This is a genomic window from Flavobacterium tructae, from assembly GCF_001853485.1.
Classification (GTDB): Bacteria; Bacteroidota; Bacteroidia; order Flavobacteriales; family Flavobacteriaceae; genus Flavobacterium; species Flavobacterium tructae.
Window position 1 is genome coordinate 315,782 of record NZ_MIKE01000026.1, and the last position, 19,561, is coordinate 335,342.

Sequence of the window (19,561 nt, forward strand, 5' to 3'; positions counted from 1 at the left end):
AATATGATGGAAAACCGAGAAAGGCTGATGGTCGTATAGAATCGATGGAATTTAGTTCTCCTATCTTTATTTTAGTTTCTATTATTCCTTCAGTAAATATAAATGAACTTACTGGTCTTCGAGCTGCGGTTGTTAAAGTAAATGTAGAGTTGATTTTGAGAGATGTTCTTCTTGCCGAAAAAAAGTTTTTAGAGAAAGGTTTAGCTGAAGATTTTGCACAATTAGAGAATGGGAAAAACTAATTCACAAGAGAGTTAATCCAAGGTTATAAACCTAATCCACACGGGTTGCTGGATGAAGAGAATAAACTATTCCTAATAATATTAAATATAAACAAGAAGCTATTAAAAAAAATAAAGAAGCTAAAAAAAACGTAATTAAAAAAAATATGGATTATAATACCAAAGAACTTTTTCATTATTTAAATAAAGTAATATCAGATAATGTAGCTTATGAGGAATTATCAAATCTATGTCTATCATTATTTTGTACCTGTAATATTTTACCAGAAAGGTTTGAAAAAACAATTATTAACAAAGAAAAATTAGCAATAATATTCTCTAAAATTGCAAAAGAGAAAAATATTATTTCTTATCCGCCAAATGCTTCATACTATGGAGCTTCATTTCATGATACGCACAGTGAAGGGCATTGGTTAGAGGTAATGGCTAGCGTATTGAAATTAGCTAGAGAACCTAATATAGAAGAAGCTATAAACTTAGTAGGTTAATTTATCTGTTATTGAATTCATTTTTCAGTCTGCCGCGGATTACAATAGTAATCAATATGAGACACAAAGTGGTTCATTCATAGAAAATTTTAAAGAAACAACAAAAAAAGTAAGAGAATGAGAAAAAAAGAAATTTTGAAAGTATTATTTTTTTCCATAACAATAGCTGCTACGGTCAAACATATTGCAATATTTGCCATAGGAGGGTATATGGAAACTACCAAAAACAGTTTTCATAACGATTTGATAAATCTAGATATTTATCAAGAAAAGGCAACGGATATTTTTTATCTTGAATTAATGAACTTAATTATTTTGCCGTATGTCGCTGCAGTTTTATTTTATTTTTTTACTAGGATTAATTTAATACAAAAAAATAATTTCTTACTATTTATATTTTTATTCACTATATTGTTTTTCTTGTTTTATTTTTTTTATAAGTTGTTTATATAAAGCGTTTTAGTGGAGAGTAGTGTTACAGATTGGTTTTTTTTATAAAGTATAATGATAGGCAATGTTACAGATTAGGTGTTTTTGTAAAATAACGATGTAACAAATTGAAAAAGAATATAACTTATTAATTATTTAATAGAAAGAGAGGCGACCGATAGGTCGTCTCTTTCGTTTTTTGTCTTTTAATAAGCCTCAAAATGCTTTTACCTTACCTTAAACAAAAATCAACCGTCTGATTCTCTCTGCATAACTTTTTGATGCATGCTTAATTGAAATTTAGTGGTAAATTTGTAAGTACATATAAAATCAAAAATCAGATCAGATAAGGATATGAGTACATTATTCGTTAAAAATATGGTTTGCAACCGCTGTATTATGGTGGTTCAGAACGAACTTGAAAAACTTAGCCTGAAGTTTACCAATATAAAGCTTGGGGAAGTTACGCTGACAAAAGAATTGACTGCCACAGAAAGAACTTTATTGGAACAAGAACTGGTTGCTCTTGGATTTGAAGTGATCGACGATAAAAAAAGCAGAATCATCGAAAAGATTAAAAATATCATTATTGATTTGGTACACCATCAGGATAATGATACCAAAAATAATTTGTCGGATATCCTGAGCGAAAAGATCAACCATGACTATAATTATCTTTCCAATTTATTTTCTGAAGTAGAAGGAACTACCATAGAAAAGTATTTTATTGCCCAAAAAATTGAAAAAATAAAAGAACTTCTGGTGTACGATGAGTTATCGCTTAGCGAGATCGCTTTACGTCTGAATTATTCAAGTGTGGCTTATTTGAGTAATCAGTTTAAAAAAGTAACCGGTTTGACTCCAAGTTATTTCAAGCAAATTCGGGCGGAGAAAAGAAAGCCTCTGGATGAGGTGTAGTAAATATTACAAATCAAATCCATAATTCCACAATACAATTCAGCGCTATTCTTGCCAACTTTGCAGGTATAAAAGAACAACTGAATTATGGCAACAACTGATAATAATAAGGAGACAATTTACATTCCGTTAGAAGATGTAAACAGTGAGCACTGTGCATTAATCGTAGAGAAAGGATTGGCAGAGGTTAAAGGAATTGAAACTCACAAAGTGGAAGTTAACAACCGCAGGGCCGCTATAACGGTTAAAGGTAATGAAACAGTTGGTAACGCTGTGAAGGCTATTAAAGACCTCGGCTATGGTGTACCAACCGTAAAAAATACATTCCCGGTTCTGGGAATGACCTGCGCCTCTTGTGCCAGCAGTGCAGAAAGTATTGTAACCTATGAATTGGGCGTAGTGAATGCTTCGGTAAACTTTGCAACAGGAAACCTTACTGTTGAATATCTTCCCAACCTTACAGATGCTTCTAAATTGCAAAAAGCAGTTCAGGGCGTTGGCTACGACTTGCTTATTTTAGAGGAAGCGAAACAACAGGAGTCTTTGGAGACTATTCATGCGGAAAATTTCAAAAAATTAAAAAACAAAACTATTTGGGCAGTGCTATTGTCATTGCCTGTAGTGGTGATAGGGATGTTCTTTATGAATATTCCTTATGCCAATGAGATCATGTGGCTTTTTTCAACACCAGTAATTCTTTGGTTGGGGAAAGACTTCTTTGTAAATGCATGGAAGCAGGCCAAACATCGCTCGGCCAATATGGATACGCTGGTAGCTCTGAGCACTGGAATTGCTTACTTGTTTAGCGTTTTTAATATGTTATTCATAGATTTCTGGCACCAGCGCGGATTGCACGCACACGTTTACTTTGAAGCGGCAGCAGTAGTGATTGCGTTTATTCTCCTGGGTAAATTATTAGAAGAGAAAGCAAAAGGAAATACGTCATCGGCTATTAAAAAACTAATGGGACTTCAGCCTAAAACCGTGATCGTTATTCAACCCGACGGGACAGAAAAACAAGTAGCTATTGAGGAAGTAAATGCAGGAGCTGTTATTTTGGTAAAGCCGGGTGAAAAAATTGCGGTAGACGGTATGGTGATCTCAGGTCATTCTTATGTGGACGAAAGCATGTTAAGCGGTGAACCGGTTCCTGTACTGAAAAAAGAAAATGAAAAAGTGTTTGCAGGAACCATTAATCAAAAAGGAAGCTTTCAATTTAAAGCCGTTAAAGTAGGTAAAGAAACTATGCTTGCCCAGATTATTAAGATGGTGCAGGATGCTCAGGGAAGTAAAGCTCCGGTGCAGAAATTGGTCGATAAAATTGCAGGTATATTTGTTCCGATTGTAATGGGTATTGCACTTCTTACTTTTATGGCCTGGATGTTTTTGGGTGGAGACAATGCTGTAGTGCAAGGGCTGATGGCAGCAGTTACCGTATTGGTTATTGCTTGTCCTTGTGCTTTAGGTCTGGCCACACCAACTGCGATTATGGTAGGTGTAGGTAAAGGTGCCGAAAACGGAATATTAATTAAAGATGCCGAGAGTTTAGAATTGGCCAGAAAAGTAACGGCTATTGTACTCGATAAAACGGGAACGATTACCGAAGGAAGACCACAAGTGACCGGTATAAAGTGGTTAAAAGATGTAGATACTACCAAAGATATTCTGCTAAGTATTGAAAAACAATCAGAACACCCGTTAGCAGAAGCGGTAGTGAAAAGTCTGGAAGGAGTGTCAGGTGTGGTTTTATCCAATTTCGACAGTATTACCGGTAAAGGTGCGAAAGCGGTTTATGCCGACGAAACTTATTATGTGGGGAACAAAAAACTGCTGGCAGAAAATAGCATTGTCATCGCAGAATCACTATTGATTCAGGCAGAAGAGTGGGGTAAGGAATCTAAGACTGTGATTTGGTTTACCAATAGCAAGCAGGCACTTTCGGTTATTGCGATATCCGACAAAATCAAAGAAACCTCTGTTCAGGCGATCAAAGAATTGCAGGAGATGAATATTGAGCTGTATATGCTAACGGGAGATAACGAAGCGACTGCAAAAGCGATTGCCGCACAAACGGGAATCAAACATTATAAAGCAGAAGTTCTGCCACAACACAAAGCTGATTTTATAAAAGAATTACAGCAGCAAGGTAAAACAGTGGCAATGGTAGGTGATGGTATCAACGACAGTACAGCTCTGGCAACTGCCGATGTCAGTATCGCGATGGGCAAGGGAAGCGATATCGCAATGGATGTAGCAAAAATGACGATTATCTCCTCTGATCTGACCAAAATACCTCAGGCGATTCGCCTGTCTAAACAAACGGTTGCGACAATCAAACAGAACTTGTTTTGGGCGTTTATTTACAACCTAATTGGTATTCCACTTGCTGCGGGGGTGCTTTATCCGATAAATGGATTTTTACTAAACCCTATGATTGCAGGAGCTGCCATGGCTTTGAGCAGCGTGAGTGTAGTGAGCAACAGCTTGCGCCTGAAATGGAAAAAATAAACTCTTGATGCGTTTGTCAAACGGCGGTTCCAAAGATTATGGCCCGTCGTTTTTTTATTTTCACCATTTGGTCGAAATCATTTTAATCTCTGGAAACATAGCCTTTGTATATATATAAAAGGCGTTAGACTAATGAATTCAAGTTTCAGGTTAATTATTATGGCGTTCCCCTCCGGGTCGGGCTGTCCGCTAAATCTTTTGTGATAGCCATTTTTTGTCTGGCATAAAAATAACAGGAATCACAAAAGGATACCGCTTTCATCCCTAACGCAGTCTGCGATAAAGAGAATATTTAAAGAAAGAAACCCTCTTATCTATAATTTATTAGAAGTATTATGAGGAGTATTGCTCTGAAAGAGCAAAAACATCAGCATGGCGCTTTTCTCCCTAACGCAGTCTATGATAAAGAGAATATTTAAAGAAAAGAGCCTTCTTATCTATAATTTATAGAGTATTATGAGGAGTATTGCTCTGAAAGAGCAAAAGCATCAGCATGGTGCGAAGCACTATGTCTTAAATTAAAGTAAATATCGCCCTGAAAGGGCAATAGCAATTTCTACGCCTGCAAATAAAAAAATCTGTTCTGATCCGTGTTTTCACCTGGCGAATCGGTTTAATCCGCGTGCTGTTTTTTAATACCTAACAACTGGCAATTTGAATGAATTAATTAAGTAAAACAAGATACAGCAATCAGTAAATTTCATAAATCTAATACAGAATAGTGTATAACGATTACGGTTTAATTGACGGAAATTTGTAATATAAAATAACAATTAAAAACATCAATATAATGGAAAAGAAAGATTTTCAATTTAAAACAAACCTGAACTGCGGCGGATGTGTTTCTAAAGTACAATCAGACCTGGACAATGCAGCAGGAATATGTGAATGGAATGTAGACACTACTAATGCAGATAAAATGCTTACCGTTCAATCTAATGGTGCCACGGCCGAAGAGATCATTGCTATTGTTAAAGCGAAAGGTTTTAAAGCAGAACCTTTAGAAAATTAATCCTTTAAGACTTCTGTTGGATTACAGATTTTAAACAAAAGTTAATGCTTATCGTTACCGAACTGAAAGTAAGCCCGATGTTTTATCGGGCTTATTTTTTTAAAAGTAATACTTTAAGTAAAATGCAGTAATGATTATCGTATAGACGGTTGATTATTAGTGAAAATAGGATGATTTTCAATTAAATTAATTATTAAAATAAAGTACTTTAAAAACTTGCTTTTTATTAAATTATGTTCTTTGTTAATTGAATAGATATTAATTTTTAATATTAGATTTTAGAAAGAGTAATTTTTTAGTCTTAAGAAAAATAGTAAAGTAATTTTTAGCTTGAAAAAGTAAGGGCTGTCCGGTGATAATTCGGACAGCCCTTTTGTTATTCTTACTCGAAAAGTGAATCTGTTTTTCAGGTATTATTTTTTCAATTCTTTGTTGGCCTGAATGAAATTCTGATAACTCTTTTCGGATTCAAAGTAAGCTACATTGCCCTGTTTGTTCAACGAAACGATATATGCCGAAGCTTTGTCAACTTTTGCTCCGGTATGTGGGTCTGTTGCTTTTCGAACGTTTTCATCGTTTGGAATGCGCTCCACGCACATGTTGCAGCAGCCATAATACATTTTTCCGTCGAACGGAACTTCAATTTGTTTTTTACCCATGTGCAGATCATTTACCATGCACACTTCATCATTGGGTACAGGAGTTCCTTCTAAAGCAGCAGTACTGTCTTTTATGATTAACTCCTTTTGGTCTGATACCTGATTCTGTGGTTTGTTTTCCTGATCTTTACACGAGATCATTACTACAGCCATTGCGGCAATAAGGAAATAGCGGCCAATTGTTTTCATTGTTTTATTTTTTAATTTTTGTTCCTTCTGTTATTTCTTCAGTGGCTTTCATTAAAATGTTGTCGCCTTCCTTTAGCGCACCAAACACTTCAATCTGATCCATCAGCGCACGTCCTTTCGCAACGGGAATGTTTTTGGTTTTCCCTGCAATCACCTGAATAATATACATTCCCATATTACTTTCTACCAAGGCTGTTTTAGGTACAAAGAATGTTGCTTCATTAGATTGTAACGAAAGCATCGCTTCCACCACCATCAGAGGCTTCAGTTCGGGATGTATTTTCATAATATCGGCTTCTATGCGTTCTGAGCGTAATTTGAAATCTAAGACTCCCGATTTACGCGAAATTTTAGCCTTATACTTTTTCTGCGGAAGCGAGCTTACCTTAAAATGTATCGAATCGCCTAAGTTTAAATAGGGAGTATTTGCCTCTGGAATAGAAAGTGAAACACGCAGTTTTTTATTGTCCTGAAGTACCAGCAAAGGTTTGTCGGAACCTTTGCCCATTGGACCGACATAAGAACCGGGATCTACATTTCTTTCAGCAACAATTCCGTTAAAAGGTGCTCGGATGATCAGATAATCATTCATGGCCTGTATTTCCTGATAAGCAGATTTTGCAGCTTCTAGTTGTGACTGGTCGGATAGTTTTCTGGCGGTAATCTGGTCTAACGCATCTTTTGCAATAGCGCCTTTGGTTTCATTGGCTTTAAACATTCGGTCATAATTCGATTTGGTAGCAATGTATATGGCTTCCTGTGCTTTCCATTTGGATTTTGCTGCCGCCAGCTGCGCCTGAATTTCAGGTGCTTCCAGAACCATAATGATTTGTCCGGTAGTTACCGGAGAACCTATGTCGACATGCAGTTTTTTTACGTAGCTGTTTACTTTGGCATAGATAGCCGTTTCTTTGTCCGAAACCAATTCTCCGGCAAGTTTCAGAGGAACCAGCGGATTGCTCTTTTTCAGAGAAACCATTTCAAAATTCTGCATCATCATCATGGGCATGGCTGCCGGTTTCATTTCTTTTTTGTTTTCTGAATTACAAGATGCAACTGCAATTCCGATAAGGATATAATAGATTAATTTCATGGTTTATTTTTCTAACGTTATAAAATGAATACTGTTTTCGTCTTCAGGATCTAAGGATGGTGATTGGGTAGTGGTTTTGTTTTGTATCCACACAAATACCAGAGGCAATAGGATCAATACACTAAATGAAGATGCAATTAACCCGCCAATTACAGCTCTTCCTAATGGAGCGACCTGATCACCGCCTTCTCCGTGTCCGATAGCCATTGGGAGCATACCCGCAATCATAGCCAGTGTGGTCATAATGATAGGACGAATACGTAAAGCGGCTGCCTGAATAGCCGAACTAAGGGCATCACCATTTTCTAAACGGAGCGACTCCGCATTACTAATCAGCAAAACAGCATTCGCAATAGAAACTCCGACAGACATAATAATTCCCATATACGACTGTAAATTCAGGGTAGAACCCGTTAGTTTCATTAAAATCAAAGAACCCAGAATTACAAAAGGAACAGTGGTCAGAATCACTAAGGACACTTTAAACGATTGGAAATTTGCCGTCAGCATTAAGAAAATAACAATAACTGCAATCAGTAAACCCGTTGCCAGACTATTCATGGTTTCCTCTAGCACCGGAACCATTCCGGATACCTGAATATTGACCCCTTTAGGCAATTCACCAAGCGAATCTATAGCGGCCTGTACGTCTTTCTGTGCTCTTCCTAAATCGGTATTATGAATATTTGCCGTTACCGGTGTGTAACCCATGGTTCCCAGATTGTAACTTTCACCCAATACTTTTGTGGGAGTAATTGTTGCCACATCACCCAGAACAGGTCGGTCTGAGTTTTTTCCTAACGGAACATTCATCAACTCATCTTTGCTGTTTAAAATGTTTTGTGGTGTTTGGACTTGTACATCGTAAGCAATTCCCATCATTCCGCCAACCCACATGTTTTTACTGGTGTAGCGTGAAGAGGCTGTTATAGGAATCAAAGAGCGAGCGATATCCTGTGCGTCGATACCCAATTGAGCCGCTCTTATTCGGTCGATATTGATTTCGTAAGCCGGATAGTTTAAGGATTGTGGAATTTGCTGATCTCTTAAATAATCAATTTCTTTTAGTTTTGCCAAAAGTTTATTGGCGTACATCACGTTCATTTTTTTCATCATTCCCGAAAAGCGAACCTCAATCGGAGTATTGGTTCCCTGACTCAGAATCTTTTCCGTAAGTTCGATAGGCTCAAAAGAGAAATGCAGTTCAGGCATCTTTTCCTTCATGTGCTTGCGGATGATTTCTTTCAGCTCATTGGTATTTCCGTCAAAATCTTTCAGTGCTATTTGCATTAAGGCTTCATGCGGACCTGCATTGTACAAATAAATTGGACTCACTGCAAAAGAGGAGGGATGCTGACCAATAAATACCGACGATATGGCAATATGATCTTTACCAATAATCGTTTCCAGTTCGCCTAAAACCTGCTTTATTTTGAGTTCTGTTTTTTCGATACGGGTGCCTTCGGGCGCTTTAATACGCACCTGAAACTGACTTGAATTTACAGTCGGCAATACATCTTTACCGGTATTGCTGTACATTAAAAACGCACCTGCTGTGACCAGAATAAAACTGACGATTAAAATGGGTTTGCGTTTACTCATTATCGATTCTAAAAACTGTACAAAACGATTTTTGAATCCGTCGAATTTATCTTCGGTATGCGCATGGTTTTCTTTGTCTTTCATTAACCAGTTGGCCATTACGGGCACAAACGTTTGTGACAGAATAAAAGACAGTAACATAGAAAAGCCAATTGCTAAAGCCAAGGGCATAAACAATGACCCAGGTATACCAGTCATCATGAAGGCAGGTGCAAAAACCGCAAGAATACAAAGGAGAATTAGTAGTTTAGGAAATGCAATTTCACGACAGGCATCTAAAATGGCTTTGGCTTTCGTTTTGCCCATGGCTAAATGCTGGTGGATATTTTCGATCGTAACGGTACTCTCGTCGACCAAAATTCCAATCGCCAATGCCAATCCGGATAAAGACATGATGTTGATGCTTTGTCCAAACAATTTAAGGAACAATACTCCCGAAATTATAGAGATCGGGATGGTAAGCACTACGATTAGGGCGGCTCTTCGGTCACGTAAAAATAAAAGTACCATTAACCCCGTTAACATCGCTCCCAAAACACCTTCTGTAATTAAACTTTTGACAGCATTGATTACATAAACAGACTGATCGAATTCGTATGAAATTGCAACATCATCCGGTAGATTATTCTGAATGGCAGGAATCGCTTTTTTAAGATTCTTTACCACATCCCAGGTAGAAGCATTACCCGATTTTGCAATGTTAATGTATACGGATCTCGTACCATTAATAAGGGCGTAACCGGTAGTAATATCGGCACCGTCTTTTATGGTAGCCACATCACGGATGTAGACATTATCGACCCCGTTTTTAAAAATTGGAATGTTGCCAAAATCGGCCACCTCTTTAATAGTATTGTTTGTAGGCGTCAGATAGTTGATATCATTCACATATATGTTACCTGAAGGCGATGTAATATTATTTCGGCTAATCGATTCCACAATCTGCTCCGGCGTTAACTGATGGGTACGCAGTTTATTCGGATCGATGTTGATTTCGATGGTTCTCGGACTTCCTCCAAATGGCGGAGCTGTCGTTAAACCCGGTATTTTAATAAGAAACGGACGTGCCGTAAAATTGGCGATATCCTGTAGCTCATTGTTGGTTTTGGTTTTACTTTTAAAGACCAGCTGACCAACAGGCTGAGAGGACGCATCAAAACGAATGATAAACGGAGGCGGAGCTCCCGGTGGTAAAAATACCTGCGAACGATTCGAGAGCGCATTGATTTCGGCAATAGCCTGCCCCATATCGGTACCTTCATAAAAATTAATTTTCATTAAGGTAAGCCCTTGAGTATTTTTGGTTTCGATGCTTTCAATACCGCTCGTAAACAGCATCATATTGACATACATTTTGGTAAAATAACCTTCCATTTGCTGAGGGGTATAACCATTAAAGGAATGGGCAATGTATACCACAGGAAGATTCATATCGGGTAAGATGTCGACCTTTATTTCTTTTGAAGCTTTAATCCCGAAGAATAAAAGCCCCAGCACCATCACCATGATAGAGATGGGCTTGCGCAAGGCAAAACGTATTAAATTCATAATTTCGGGTTTAGTGTATCGCGTTGAGTAAAATGTTCAGATTGCCTGTGGCAGCAGCTTTAATCCATAAGGCTTGCCAAATGTTGTTTTGGGCAATTTCATAATCAATCTCTGCACGGTTAAGGGTGTAGAAAGATTGTGTTAAATCAACAATGGTGGTAAGACCGTTATCGTACAAAGCAGTGTGCTGACGATATGCGTCCGTGGCAGCGATTACCTGTGTTTTAGTTTCTTCAAAATTTTCAAAGGCATTTTTCAGTTTGTCATTCGCCAGTTTTTGCTGGGCTATCAATTCCTGATTCATGTATTCATATTCGTTTTGAAGCGATTGGGTAATCAATTTTTGTTCCCGCTTTTTAGAAGACTGACGGTAGATATTGGTTAGATTCCAACTTAAATTGATTCCGACAATATAATTGCTGCGATCGATTCCGACACCATCGGCATATGATTTCGAGAAAGCAGTATTGTCCTGTACATAATTCCAGTCAAAACCCGAACCGCGTCCCTGCAGGACTCCAAAAGCAGATAGGTTTGGTAAAGCCAGTGAAGACTGTAATTTTTCCTGCTGTTCACTTCTCAGAATATCACTTTTTCGCCATTCCAGTATAGGATGTTGACTTGTTTCTGTTGCAGCTTCCGAAAGAATAATAGGTGTTTTAGTAGTAAACACGCTATCGAGTTGATAGATCTTATATTCTTCACCCAACATTACCGCAAGGGATTTAGAATGATCCAGTTCCATATCGTAGGCCTTTATCACAGCCGATTTAGCATTGGCCACTTCGGCTTTTGCCAAAGAATAATCGACCTCCGGAATCAGACCGCTCTCTGCACGGCTTTTGGTTGTAGTTTCTACCACTTGGGCACGTTCCAGATTTTTGTCCTGCACAAATTTAAGGCGCTGTGCAGCAAGTAAGTTCAGATACGCAGCACCTACTTTTACCTGATGTTGAAATTTTGCCTGTTCCAGATCTTTTTGAGCTGCATTTTCGTCGGCTTTGGCAATGGCAACCTGTGTTTTAATTTTACCAAAAGTGAAAAGGTTCCAGTTGATATTAGCTAGGTACAAGGATCCAAAAGCGGCATTCCAGTTTTGGTCCTGTAGGGGCATTGAGGTTGCAGCACTACCCAGCCCGCCATAACTGTACAAAGGACCGTTTTGTGCATTGATGGTACCATAACTTTGTTGTGCCATTAAAGTAAAGTCAGGTAAGTACTGGCTTTTTTGATAGGTAGTGTTCTCTTTTGAAGCGTTAACGATGGCTTCTTTGGCTTTTATTTTTTCAAAATTTTGAATAGAGCGTTCAAGAGCATTGGATAATGTTACCGTTTGTGCCCAGAGATTTCCGGAAACCATACAGAACATAGCCAACGCAAAATATTGCATTTTCATAGTATGTATTTAAAATTAAACAATAGAAATCGCATAGCATCTTTAAATGCTACAGTTCGATCAATTGTCTAAAATCAAATACGGTAAACGCAGTAGAAAATATAAAGGGGATTATTCCGAATAGGAATAAAGGGGAAGAAAGAATATTCCGTTTTCTTTTCCTTAGAGGAATAAGAGCTGAAAACAGTTTCGTAAAAATGAAAAGATACTGCAATTCCAAAGAATTTAGGGACTAAGTCACCGGGAGTAGTTTGTTGTAGCTTTTCGGTCGCTTTATGAAACTGTGCTTTATGTTTACAGCAATCTTTACTTTTTTGTTGTTTTTTCGCCACACATTTTGGGCAAACTTTACCAACCGGAATATCACCAAACAGATTGGTTTCCTGCGGCACACCTTTGCAAAAATGAGTTATCGTGGTAAAGCCTGACGACAGTACCAGATAAAAAACAGAAAGAAGTAGTAGAAGTGCTTTTCTCATAATCAATTGCAAAGGTGGCGTTATTTTGCTAAATACCTGTTGCAAAATTTTGGATGAAATTTGTAAAATTTATGAGCTTCAACCTAAGCTAATTGTACTATTGTTAACGTTGCGCAAATGTCACATTTGCGCAACGTATATTCAAGGAGGTTTTTTGGAGAGCAGGGTTAATAAAACACTACCTCATAAAATGGTTCTTATGACTTGCTGCCTAATTAAATCAATTGTGCTTTTTGATTGCTTTCAGCTTTTTGATTTCTTGGTTCTGCTTTTTGATTTGTTTGTTTTGTTCAATTACATATAGCGTCAATTCTTCAATTTTCTGCAGTAATTTCATTTGAAACTCTTTCATATTAAGTCCATTATCAATCATTTCTTTTTCAGAAGCTATTTCAGGAAGATGCTGATTAGTTGTTACGTACTCTTCTAGGTCACTTAAATTCATTAATTTATAATCTTTTTTGAATACGAAATCACAACCTGAAAATAGTTCGACTTTAACTTCTTTAGCTCGAATTGTTCCACAAACATCAAGTTTATAAGCTGGTGTTATAGTTCCAATTCCAGTATTTCCGTTATTGCCATCAATCACAAAATAAGTTCCATGTTGATTTTTTATTGAGAATTGGTGATGATCATAATTTTCTACTCCTGAGGTTAGTTGCCAAGTTTTGGCTCTTGAATTTGGATGTGTTAAAGTAATACCGTCTCCGGCATCATTTGCATTGATATGTAATTTCGAATTTGGACTAATTGCACCAATTCCAGTATTTCCGTTATTGCCATCAATCACAAAATAAGTTCCATTTTGATTTTTTATTGAGAATTGGTGGTGATCGTAATTTTCTACTCCTGAGGTTAGTTTCCAAGTTTTGGCTCTTGGATTTAGATGTGTCAAAGTAATACCGTCTCCGGCATCATTTGCAGTAACTTGTAATCTTGAAGTTGGGTTATTTGTGCCAATTCCTACGTTTGAAGTAGTCCATACTGGATTTGTACTATTCCATTGTGCATTCATTGTCAAGCATGAACTAATTATCATTAAGCTTAGTAAAGTCTTTTTTTTCATTTATTATATTATTGTTTATATTCGGGAGAATTGTGTTGGTGTAGTAATCTATCAAATAATTTAAACCAACAATGTTTCGGCTCTAATAAAATTTAAGTTGACTAGTTTTGTGTTATTAGTTAATTTTACTTTGGACGCGAATATGGAAAATATATTTATTAATTATATAATGTAATCTTTCCATAATTTTCTAGTTGTTTTTTTATTCTTTAAACTCCAGTATATCCCCTGGTTGACAATCTAATACTTTACAAATGGCTTCTAAGGTACTGAATCTTATGGCTTTTGCTTTTCCGGTTTTCAATATCGAAAGATTGGATAAGGTTAGGTCTACTTTTTCGGAAAGTTCATTCAATGACATTTTTCGTTTTGCCATCATCACATCGAGGTTTACAATGATTGCCATAATTTATATTGTTAATTCGTTTTCGTCCTGTAATTCAATTCCCTTTTTGAAGATATAAGCTACAACAAGCAATATTACTCCCATAAATAGCCAGACATCGGCACCGGCAATTTGCAATTGTTGAATGTCTTGCAGCTTAAGACCGCTATTGGACAAAGCCTTTACTAATTCTATTCCCCAGGAAGAAAAGAAACCAATGCCAAAGGATAAATAAGCCAGTGTTAGAATAAAATTTCTGAACAGGTTATTGAAGGGGGCTGAAATGTTGAGGTCCTTGTTCAGGAAAATTTTTATAATGCAGTAAAACAATATTGCTTTTAACAAAGCAACAATAATGATAACACTGCTAAGGGTGATGTACTGACTTTGATTAAACTGATACACTTGGGTTAAATCAACTGATCTCCAAAATTTAGCGGCATCAGTAGGATCGAGCGTTAATGTGGCAATTGTTTTGGTAAGTATTCCTCCGGCTTCGATACATAATCCAACAAAAATAATCCACGAAAGCACGTGTAATACTTTCAGAATGGTTTGGGTACTAATTTTAATTTCCATAAGGTTTGGTTTAAAAATTCCATGTAAAAATAATAAATATTTATCGATAAACAATAAAATTATATTGAAAATTAATTAAACCATCGGAAGTATTTCTTTAGGACTAGTAAAAGCAATGCTTTTAGAATAAAAAAAATCCCCAACTATTTTACCGTTGAGGATACTGTATATAATAATTGATTAATGAAATTACTTTTCTTTTACTCCAATAGCTAATAACCACAAACAAATTCCAATTTCTCCAAATGTGGCAGGCATGCTGATGTATTTAGAAACCCCAAGGGTTGAATAATCTGCAATTAAAGTGTTACCTAAAAAATTGATCAGATACCCGAAACATCCCATCATTAGTAAAATCCCGAAAAATTTGGGCAAAAAACGGGACTTGTAAACCAGATAACCAAAAGGAAATAACCAAAGTCCTGAAAAGATATGTACTATTCGCATGCCGTTATCGTATTGATTGAGATTTAGCATTACCTGCGATTTGATTTGCTCCAATGATATACCAATACTGTTATCTGTTAGTAGAGAAAGTACATTGAATTGATTTTGAGCATTCAAAAAATAAATAGGCACGCTTAGAATAGCTAATAGTGCCATCACTTTTGCGCAACCATTATCGACAGGTTCGAATAGTTTGTAAAGTTGCAGTACTAAGAAAAGGAAGAAAAGATAACAGGATAATCCGGCTATAATTCCAAGTCTGAAAAGCAATTCTGATGCTTTGATGTTATGGTATGTTGTGGCTAAGTTATCCCATACAATCAATTTTGAAGGAACATAGGCTAAGCTAAATATTCCGGTCAGGACTACTGCTAAATAGAGTAAACCTGCAATTCGGGCTGTTTTTTGGTTTGTCGTCATTTTGGTTTTGGATTTAAAATAAGACGACAATTATTTGATTCTGTTACAATTGGTATTAATTAATAATCGACATAGAGACTTTATTTCATCGCAATAAAAAATTGATTCATGTACTTTCAGTTTGTATTTTTGCCCTTATGAATGATAATTTTACAAACGAATATTTTGGCATAGGAATACAAAATGGTAAAACGCCTGAGAATTTGGGTGTACTATGGCGATCGGCTCAAAATCTGGGAGCAACTTTTATATTTACTATCGGCAACCGATATGCCAAGCAAGCCTGTGATACCCACGATGCGGTAAAAGCAATTCCGTATTTTCATTACGATACCTTTGAAGCATTTCTTGAAAACTTACCTAAAGGAGCACGATTAGTGGGTGTTGAATTAAACGAAAATGCTTCCGACTTAGAGACCTACGAACATCCAAGACGCTGTGTTTATTTATTAGGCGCAGAAGATCATGGCCTGTCCAAAAAAGTAATGGAGAAATGCCATCATTTAGTAAAATTTAAATCGGTAAAGAGTTTAAATGTAGCAGTGGCAGGAACGATCATAATGTACGACAGAAATTTACCGAAACCACGATCTTAAATCGCAGATAGCTTGTTTTACGACATGATTCTTCAGTTTGATTTACTAAGAGACAAAGGTTATCTTTATCAGTTTAAAACGTTATCCTCTTTAAAATAAATAAAGAATGAGAATACTAAAATCAGTTGTTATTGTGTTTTTTTTGACTCTTTTAAGCAATGCTTACAGCCAAAAAGCAAATAGAGAAAAAGGGATTCAAATCATTCCGAAACCAAAACAATTGGTTCTTAAACAAGGTAATTTTCAGTTTTCTGCAACGACTAAATTTGTGGTAAGTGACGACGATGCTCAAAAAGAAATCGTTACGGTTTTAATAAACAAATTCGGAAGTGCAGCAGGATTTCGTCCTGAAATTTCAAATAAAATTCCCAAAAGTAATTACGTTCAGTTTAAAGTCGATACTGCTTTAAAGAACGAAGCTTACTTGTTGGAGGTAAATAAAGAAAACATCACAATTACGGCAAAAGGAAGTGCGGGTTTTATTTATGGATTAGAAAGCATCCGACAATTACTACCCGAAAGTATTGAAAGTAAAAGCAGAATTAAAGCGGTTAAATGGGAGATTCCAACTCTTACCATTACCGATGAACCTCGTTTTCAATGGAGAGGATTGATGCTGGACTTATCACGTCATTTTTTTGATAAAAGCTATATAATTGAGACTATCGACCGATTGGCAATGCTCAAAATGAATGTCCTGCATTTGCATTTGGTTGACGATCAGGGTTGGAGAATTGAGATTAAAAAATACCCAAAACTGACCGAAGTAGGTGCCTGGAGAGTCGATCAGGAAAATGCACCCTGGAATGCAAGACAGCTAACCAATCCGGACGAAAAAGGAACGTATGGCGGCTTTCTGACTCAGGAAGAGCTAAAGGAAATTGTAAAATATGCCGCCGCAAAAAATATAGAAATCATTCCAGAAATCGAAATGCCGGCACACGTGAGCTCTGCGATTGCTGCTTATCCAGAACTGGCTTGTTTCAATCAGAGAATCGGAGTTCCTTCGGGTGGATTATGGCCTATTACGGATATTTATTGTGCCGGGAAAGAAACTACTTTCGAATTTTTACAGAACGTAATAGAGGAGGTTATTGAAATTTTCCCTTCAAAATACATTCATATTGGAGGTGATGAGGCTACTAAAACCAATTGGGACAAATGCCCGAATTGTCAAAAAAGAATGAAAGACAATGGATTGAAAGATGCCCACGAACTGCAAAGTTATTTTGTAAAAAGAATGGAGCAGTACATCAATTCAAAAGGCAAAAAAATAATTGGCTGGGACGAAATACTCGAAGGCGGTTTAGCTCCCGAAGCTACAGTAATGAGCTGGAGAGGAACAGTAGGAGGGACTGAAGCCGCAAGACAAGGTCACGACGTAATTATGTCGCCCGAATCACCTTGTTATTTCAATTTTTATCAAGGTCCGCAAAACGTAGAACCTTTGGCTTTTGATGCTTTTAATCCCTTAAATAAAGTGTATGCGTTTGACCCTGTTGTCGATACCATGACTCCACAGGAAGCCAATCATGTTTTAGGTGGGCAAGCCAATTTATGGGCAGAATACATCACCAACACAAAAGCTTCCGAATATATGATCTTCCCGAGATTAGCGGCCCTGTCTGAAGTGTTGTGGAGTACAAGAGAAAATCGCGATTGGAATAATTTTACGTCCAGATTGCCTTCTTTGTTGCAACGCTACGATTATTTAGGGATTAATTATGCCAAAAGCGCTTATTTGGTTACTTCTACAGCTTCGGCTGATTTAAATAATAAAGTAATTAATGTTGCCCTTAAAAATGAATTTCCAAATTCCGATATTCGTTATGTTTTAGGAGATAAAAACATAGACGATAAGGCCATAAAATATACAAACCCTATTGCAGTTAAGGAAACTACGATTCTAAAAGCGTCTTTGTTTCAGGATAATAAACCGGTTGGAAGAATATTTACCGATACAATCGTATTTCATAAAGCAGTAGGACATAAGGTCAATTATGTAACCCCTTATAATGATAGTTACAAAGGAGACGGAGCTCTCGGAATGGTCAATACCATCAGAGGGTCTAAAAACTTTCATGATGGTCAATGGCAGGCATGGTTGGTCAAGGACATGGAAATTGTAATCGATCTTGAAATAGAACAAAGTATCGAAAAGGTAACCGTTGGAACTTTAGAAAGTCAGGGCGCCGGAATTTATTTTCCAATACAAGTAACCGTTTTAGTATCTAAGGACGGAACTAATTACAAAGAAGCTAGAAAGATACTTCGCCCGTTTGCTGTAAATGTGAATTCAGAGCTGAAAGACTTTAAAATCAATTTTGAAAAACAAGAGGTTAGGTTTGTAAAAGTAATCGCTACGAATTTAAAAAAGAGCCCAACAGGTTCAAGTTCGTGGCTGTTTGTAGATGAGATTGTGGTGGATTAAACTAGTGGTGTGAGATTATTACAGTTGCCGCTATTTATATTATTTGATTATTGATCAAATAATTCTGTATATTTCACTGAATCCAAATACTCATTTATTTCAGCTGATTGTAGACGACCAGATTTTGTAGATAGTGAAATATTAAAATCGCTCCATACAATATGTTGTTTAACTTCTGAGTCCATTGAAATATATATAAGGCCCGGGGTGCTCGCCGAACCAATGGCAGCAGATGTCATACTTGATGCACTACCGGATGGTCCAACTAAGGAAGACGAGCTTAAAAAGAAGGTAAAGTTAGAGTATAAAAAAATCTTACTCGAAAATCGAAAAGTAAGTTACGGAGTAGTGGCCTTGCTGCAAAAAGAACTGGACTTGCAACGCGTAAACAATGAATTGGAGGAAGTAGAAGAGTTTTTAAGTACTATTACCGCTCATAAAGCTACCTTGTAACAGTTTGTAAGTATTAAAAAGAGGGTTGTCTGATAAAGACAACCCTTTTTTTTATGTTATTTTCAGAGAAGAGAGAGTGTTTTCATACTAGAATTTATAGGATTTACATTGGCTTTTGCCCTTTCAGGGCGGTATTTGTCATGAATTTAGATTATAGTGCGTTGCACTATGTTAATGCTAAAGCTCTTTCAGAGCAATTAGCCGAGTAAATCGCAATTTAATACTAATGTGTATTTATTTCAAAGTAATAACGGATTACAACTAAAACTCTAAGACCAGGCAGGCTGAAAGCCTAAAAGCAATAGTATAGTGCAACGCACTATCAATAGTTATTCGTATTGTTTACGCCCTGAAAGGGCAAAAGTCCAACCGCATAGAACTGAATTACGATGAATTACCTGAAAAGTAAAATGAGAACACGAATTAATTCAAGAGCAAATACGTTCCTTAAATTACGTATAAATACTGGTATATAAGATGTTGGTTGTTAGTATATTTGATAGTGTTTTGAAATTTTGAAGTTAATGCTTTAGGATATGTTTTTAGGTGAAATTTATTGTCTAAGTGAATCATGAAACTATTACTCAAAACACCAAATTAAGGATACAATTGATTAAA

18 protein-coding genes are annotated in these 19,561 nt (G+C 36.6%); 9 read left to right on the plus strand and 9 right to left on the minus strand.

Going from position 1 to position 19,561, the window contains the following annotated elements; all coding sequences use genetic code 11:
- Positions 1-44: 44 nt before the first annotated feature.
- The 6 genes from BHE19_RS18840 to BHE19_RS18865 all read left to right on the plus strand — a co-directional run bounded on the left by BHE19_RS18840 (position 45) and on the right by BHE19_RS18865 (position 5,597).
- Positions 45-242, plus strand: a complete 198-nt coding sequence (locus BHE19_RS18840) for a hypothetical protein (protein WP_070908366.1) — start codon at positions 45-47, stop codon at positions 240-242.
- 146 nt (positions 243-388) lie between these two features.
- The gene (locus BHE19_RS18845; RefSeq protein WP_070908367.1) at positions 389-730 is read left to right on the plus strand and encodes a hypothetical protein; all 342 of its coding nucleotides are present in this window, start codon (positions 389-391) and stop codon (positions 728-730) included.
- 117 nt (positions 731-847) lie between these two features.
- On the plus strand, positions 848-1,183 hold the full coding sequence (locus BHE19_RS18850; RefSeq protein WP_070908368.1) for a hypothetical protein: 336 nt from the start codon (positions 848-850) through the stop codon (positions 1,181-1,183).
- Between the two features lie 330 nt (positions 1,184-1,513).
- Complete coding sequence (locus BHE19_RS18855; RefSeq protein WP_070908369.1) at positions 1,514-2,077, plus strand: helix-turn-helix domain-containing protein; 564 nt, start codon at positions 1,514-1,516, stop codon at positions 2,075-2,077.
- Positions 2,078-2,164: 87 nt separating this feature from the next.
- Positions 2,165-4,585 carry a heavy metal translocating P-type ATPase gene (locus tag BHE19_RS18860; RefSeq protein ID WP_070908370.1) on the plus strand — a complete coding sequence of 807 codons (2,421 nt, stop codon included), beginning with the start codon at positions 2,165-2,167 and terminating at the stop codon, positions 4,583-4,585.
- A 790-nt stretch (positions 4,586-5,375) separates the two neighbouring features.
- The gene (locus BHE19_RS18865) at positions 5,376-5,597 is read left to right on the plus strand and encodes a heavy-metal-associated domain-containing protein (protein WP_070908371.1); all 222 of its coding nucleotides are present in this window, start codon (positions 5,376-5,378) and stop codon (positions 5,595-5,597) included.
- Positions 5,598-6,010: 413 nt separating this feature from the next.
- Here BHE19_RS18865 and BHE19_RS18870 read toward each other — a convergent pair whose 3' ends face one another.
- From BHE19_RS18870 to BHE19_RS18910, 9 genes are all read right to left on the minus strand, one after another.
- Entirely contained in the window at positions 6,011-6,445 is a 435-nt protein-coding gene (locus BHE19_RS18870; RefSeq protein WP_070908372.1) for a hypothetical protein, read from the minus strand.
- A gap of 4 nt (positions 6,446-6,449) precedes the next feature.
- Complete coding sequence (locus BHE19_RS18875) at positions 6,450-7,538, minus strand: efflux RND transporter periplasmic adaptor subunit (RefSeq protein ID WP_070908373.1); 1,089 nt, start codon at positions 7,536-7,538, stop codon at positions 6,450-6,452.
- 3 nt (positions 7,539-7,541) lie between these two features.
- On the minus strand, positions 7,542-10,688 hold the full coding sequence (locus BHE19_RS18880) for an efflux RND transporter permease subunit (protein WP_070908374.1): 3,147 nt from the start codon (positions 10,686-10,688) through the stop codon (positions 7,542-7,544).
- A gap of 10 nt (positions 10,689-10,698) precedes the next feature.
- Positions 10,699-12,084: a TolC family protein gene (locus BHE19_RS18885; protein WP_070908375.1), complete on the minus strand. Its 1,386-nt coding sequence runs from the start codon at positions 12,082-12,084 to the stop codon at positions 10,699-10,701.
- A gap of 74 nt (positions 12,085-12,158) precedes the next feature.
- Positions 12,159-12,563, minus strand: a complete 405-nt coding sequence (locus tag BHE19_RS18890) for an HYC_CC_PP family protein (protein ID WP_070908376.1) — start codon at positions 12,561-12,563, stop codon at positions 12,159-12,161.
- A gap of 220 nt (positions 12,564-12,783) precedes the next feature.
- The gene (locus tag BHE19_RS18895; protein ID WP_070908377.1) at positions 12,784-13,581 is read right to left on the minus strand and encodes a hypothetical protein; all 798 of its coding nucleotides are present in this window, start codon (positions 13,579-13,581) and stop codon (positions 12,784-12,786) included.
- Between the two features lie 253 nt (positions 13,582-13,834).
- Entirely contained in the window at positions 13,835-14,038 is a 204-nt protein-coding gene (locus tag BHE19_RS18900; RefSeq protein WP_017496797.1) for a helix-turn-helix domain-containing protein, read from the minus strand.
- Positions 14,039-14,041: 3 nt separating this feature from the next.
- On the minus strand, positions 14,042-14,596 hold the full coding sequence (locus BHE19_RS18905; RefSeq protein WP_070908378.1) for a DUF2975 domain-containing protein: 555 nt from the start codon (positions 14,594-14,596) through the stop codon (positions 14,042-14,044).
- 189 nt (positions 14,597-14,785) lie between these two features.
- On the minus strand, positions 14,786-15,463 hold the full coding sequence (locus tag BHE19_RS18910; protein WP_070908379.1) for a DUF4386 domain-containing protein: 678 nt from the start codon (positions 15,461-15,463) through the stop codon (positions 14,786-14,788).
- A gap of 137 nt (positions 15,464-15,600) precedes the next feature.
- Between BHE19_RS18910 and BHE19_RS18915 the strand changes: the two genes are divergently transcribed.
- The 3 genes from BHE19_RS18915 to BHE19_RS18930 all read left to right on the plus strand — a co-directional run bounded on the left by BHE19_RS18915 (position 15,601) and on the right by BHE19_RS18930 (position 18,943).
- On the plus strand, positions 15,601-16,059 hold the full coding sequence (locus tag BHE19_RS18915) for an RNA methyltransferase (protein WP_017496800.1): 459 nt from the start codon (positions 15,601-15,603) through the stop codon (positions 16,057-16,059).
- A 106-nt stretch (positions 16,060-16,165) separates the two neighbouring features.
- Positions 16,166-18,490, plus strand: a complete 2,325-nt coding sequence (locus BHE19_RS18920) for a glycoside hydrolase family 20 protein (protein ID WP_070908380.1) — start codon at positions 16,166-16,168, stop codon at positions 18,488-18,490.
- 222 nt (positions 18,491-18,712) lie between these two features.
- The gene (locus BHE19_RS18930) at positions 18,713-18,943 is read left to right on the plus strand and encodes a hypothetical protein (RefSeq protein WP_070908382.1); all 231 of its coding nucleotides are present in this window, start codon (positions 18,713-18,715) and stop codon (positions 18,941-18,943) included.
- The last annotated feature ends 618 nt before the right edge of the window (positions 18,944-19,561 follow it).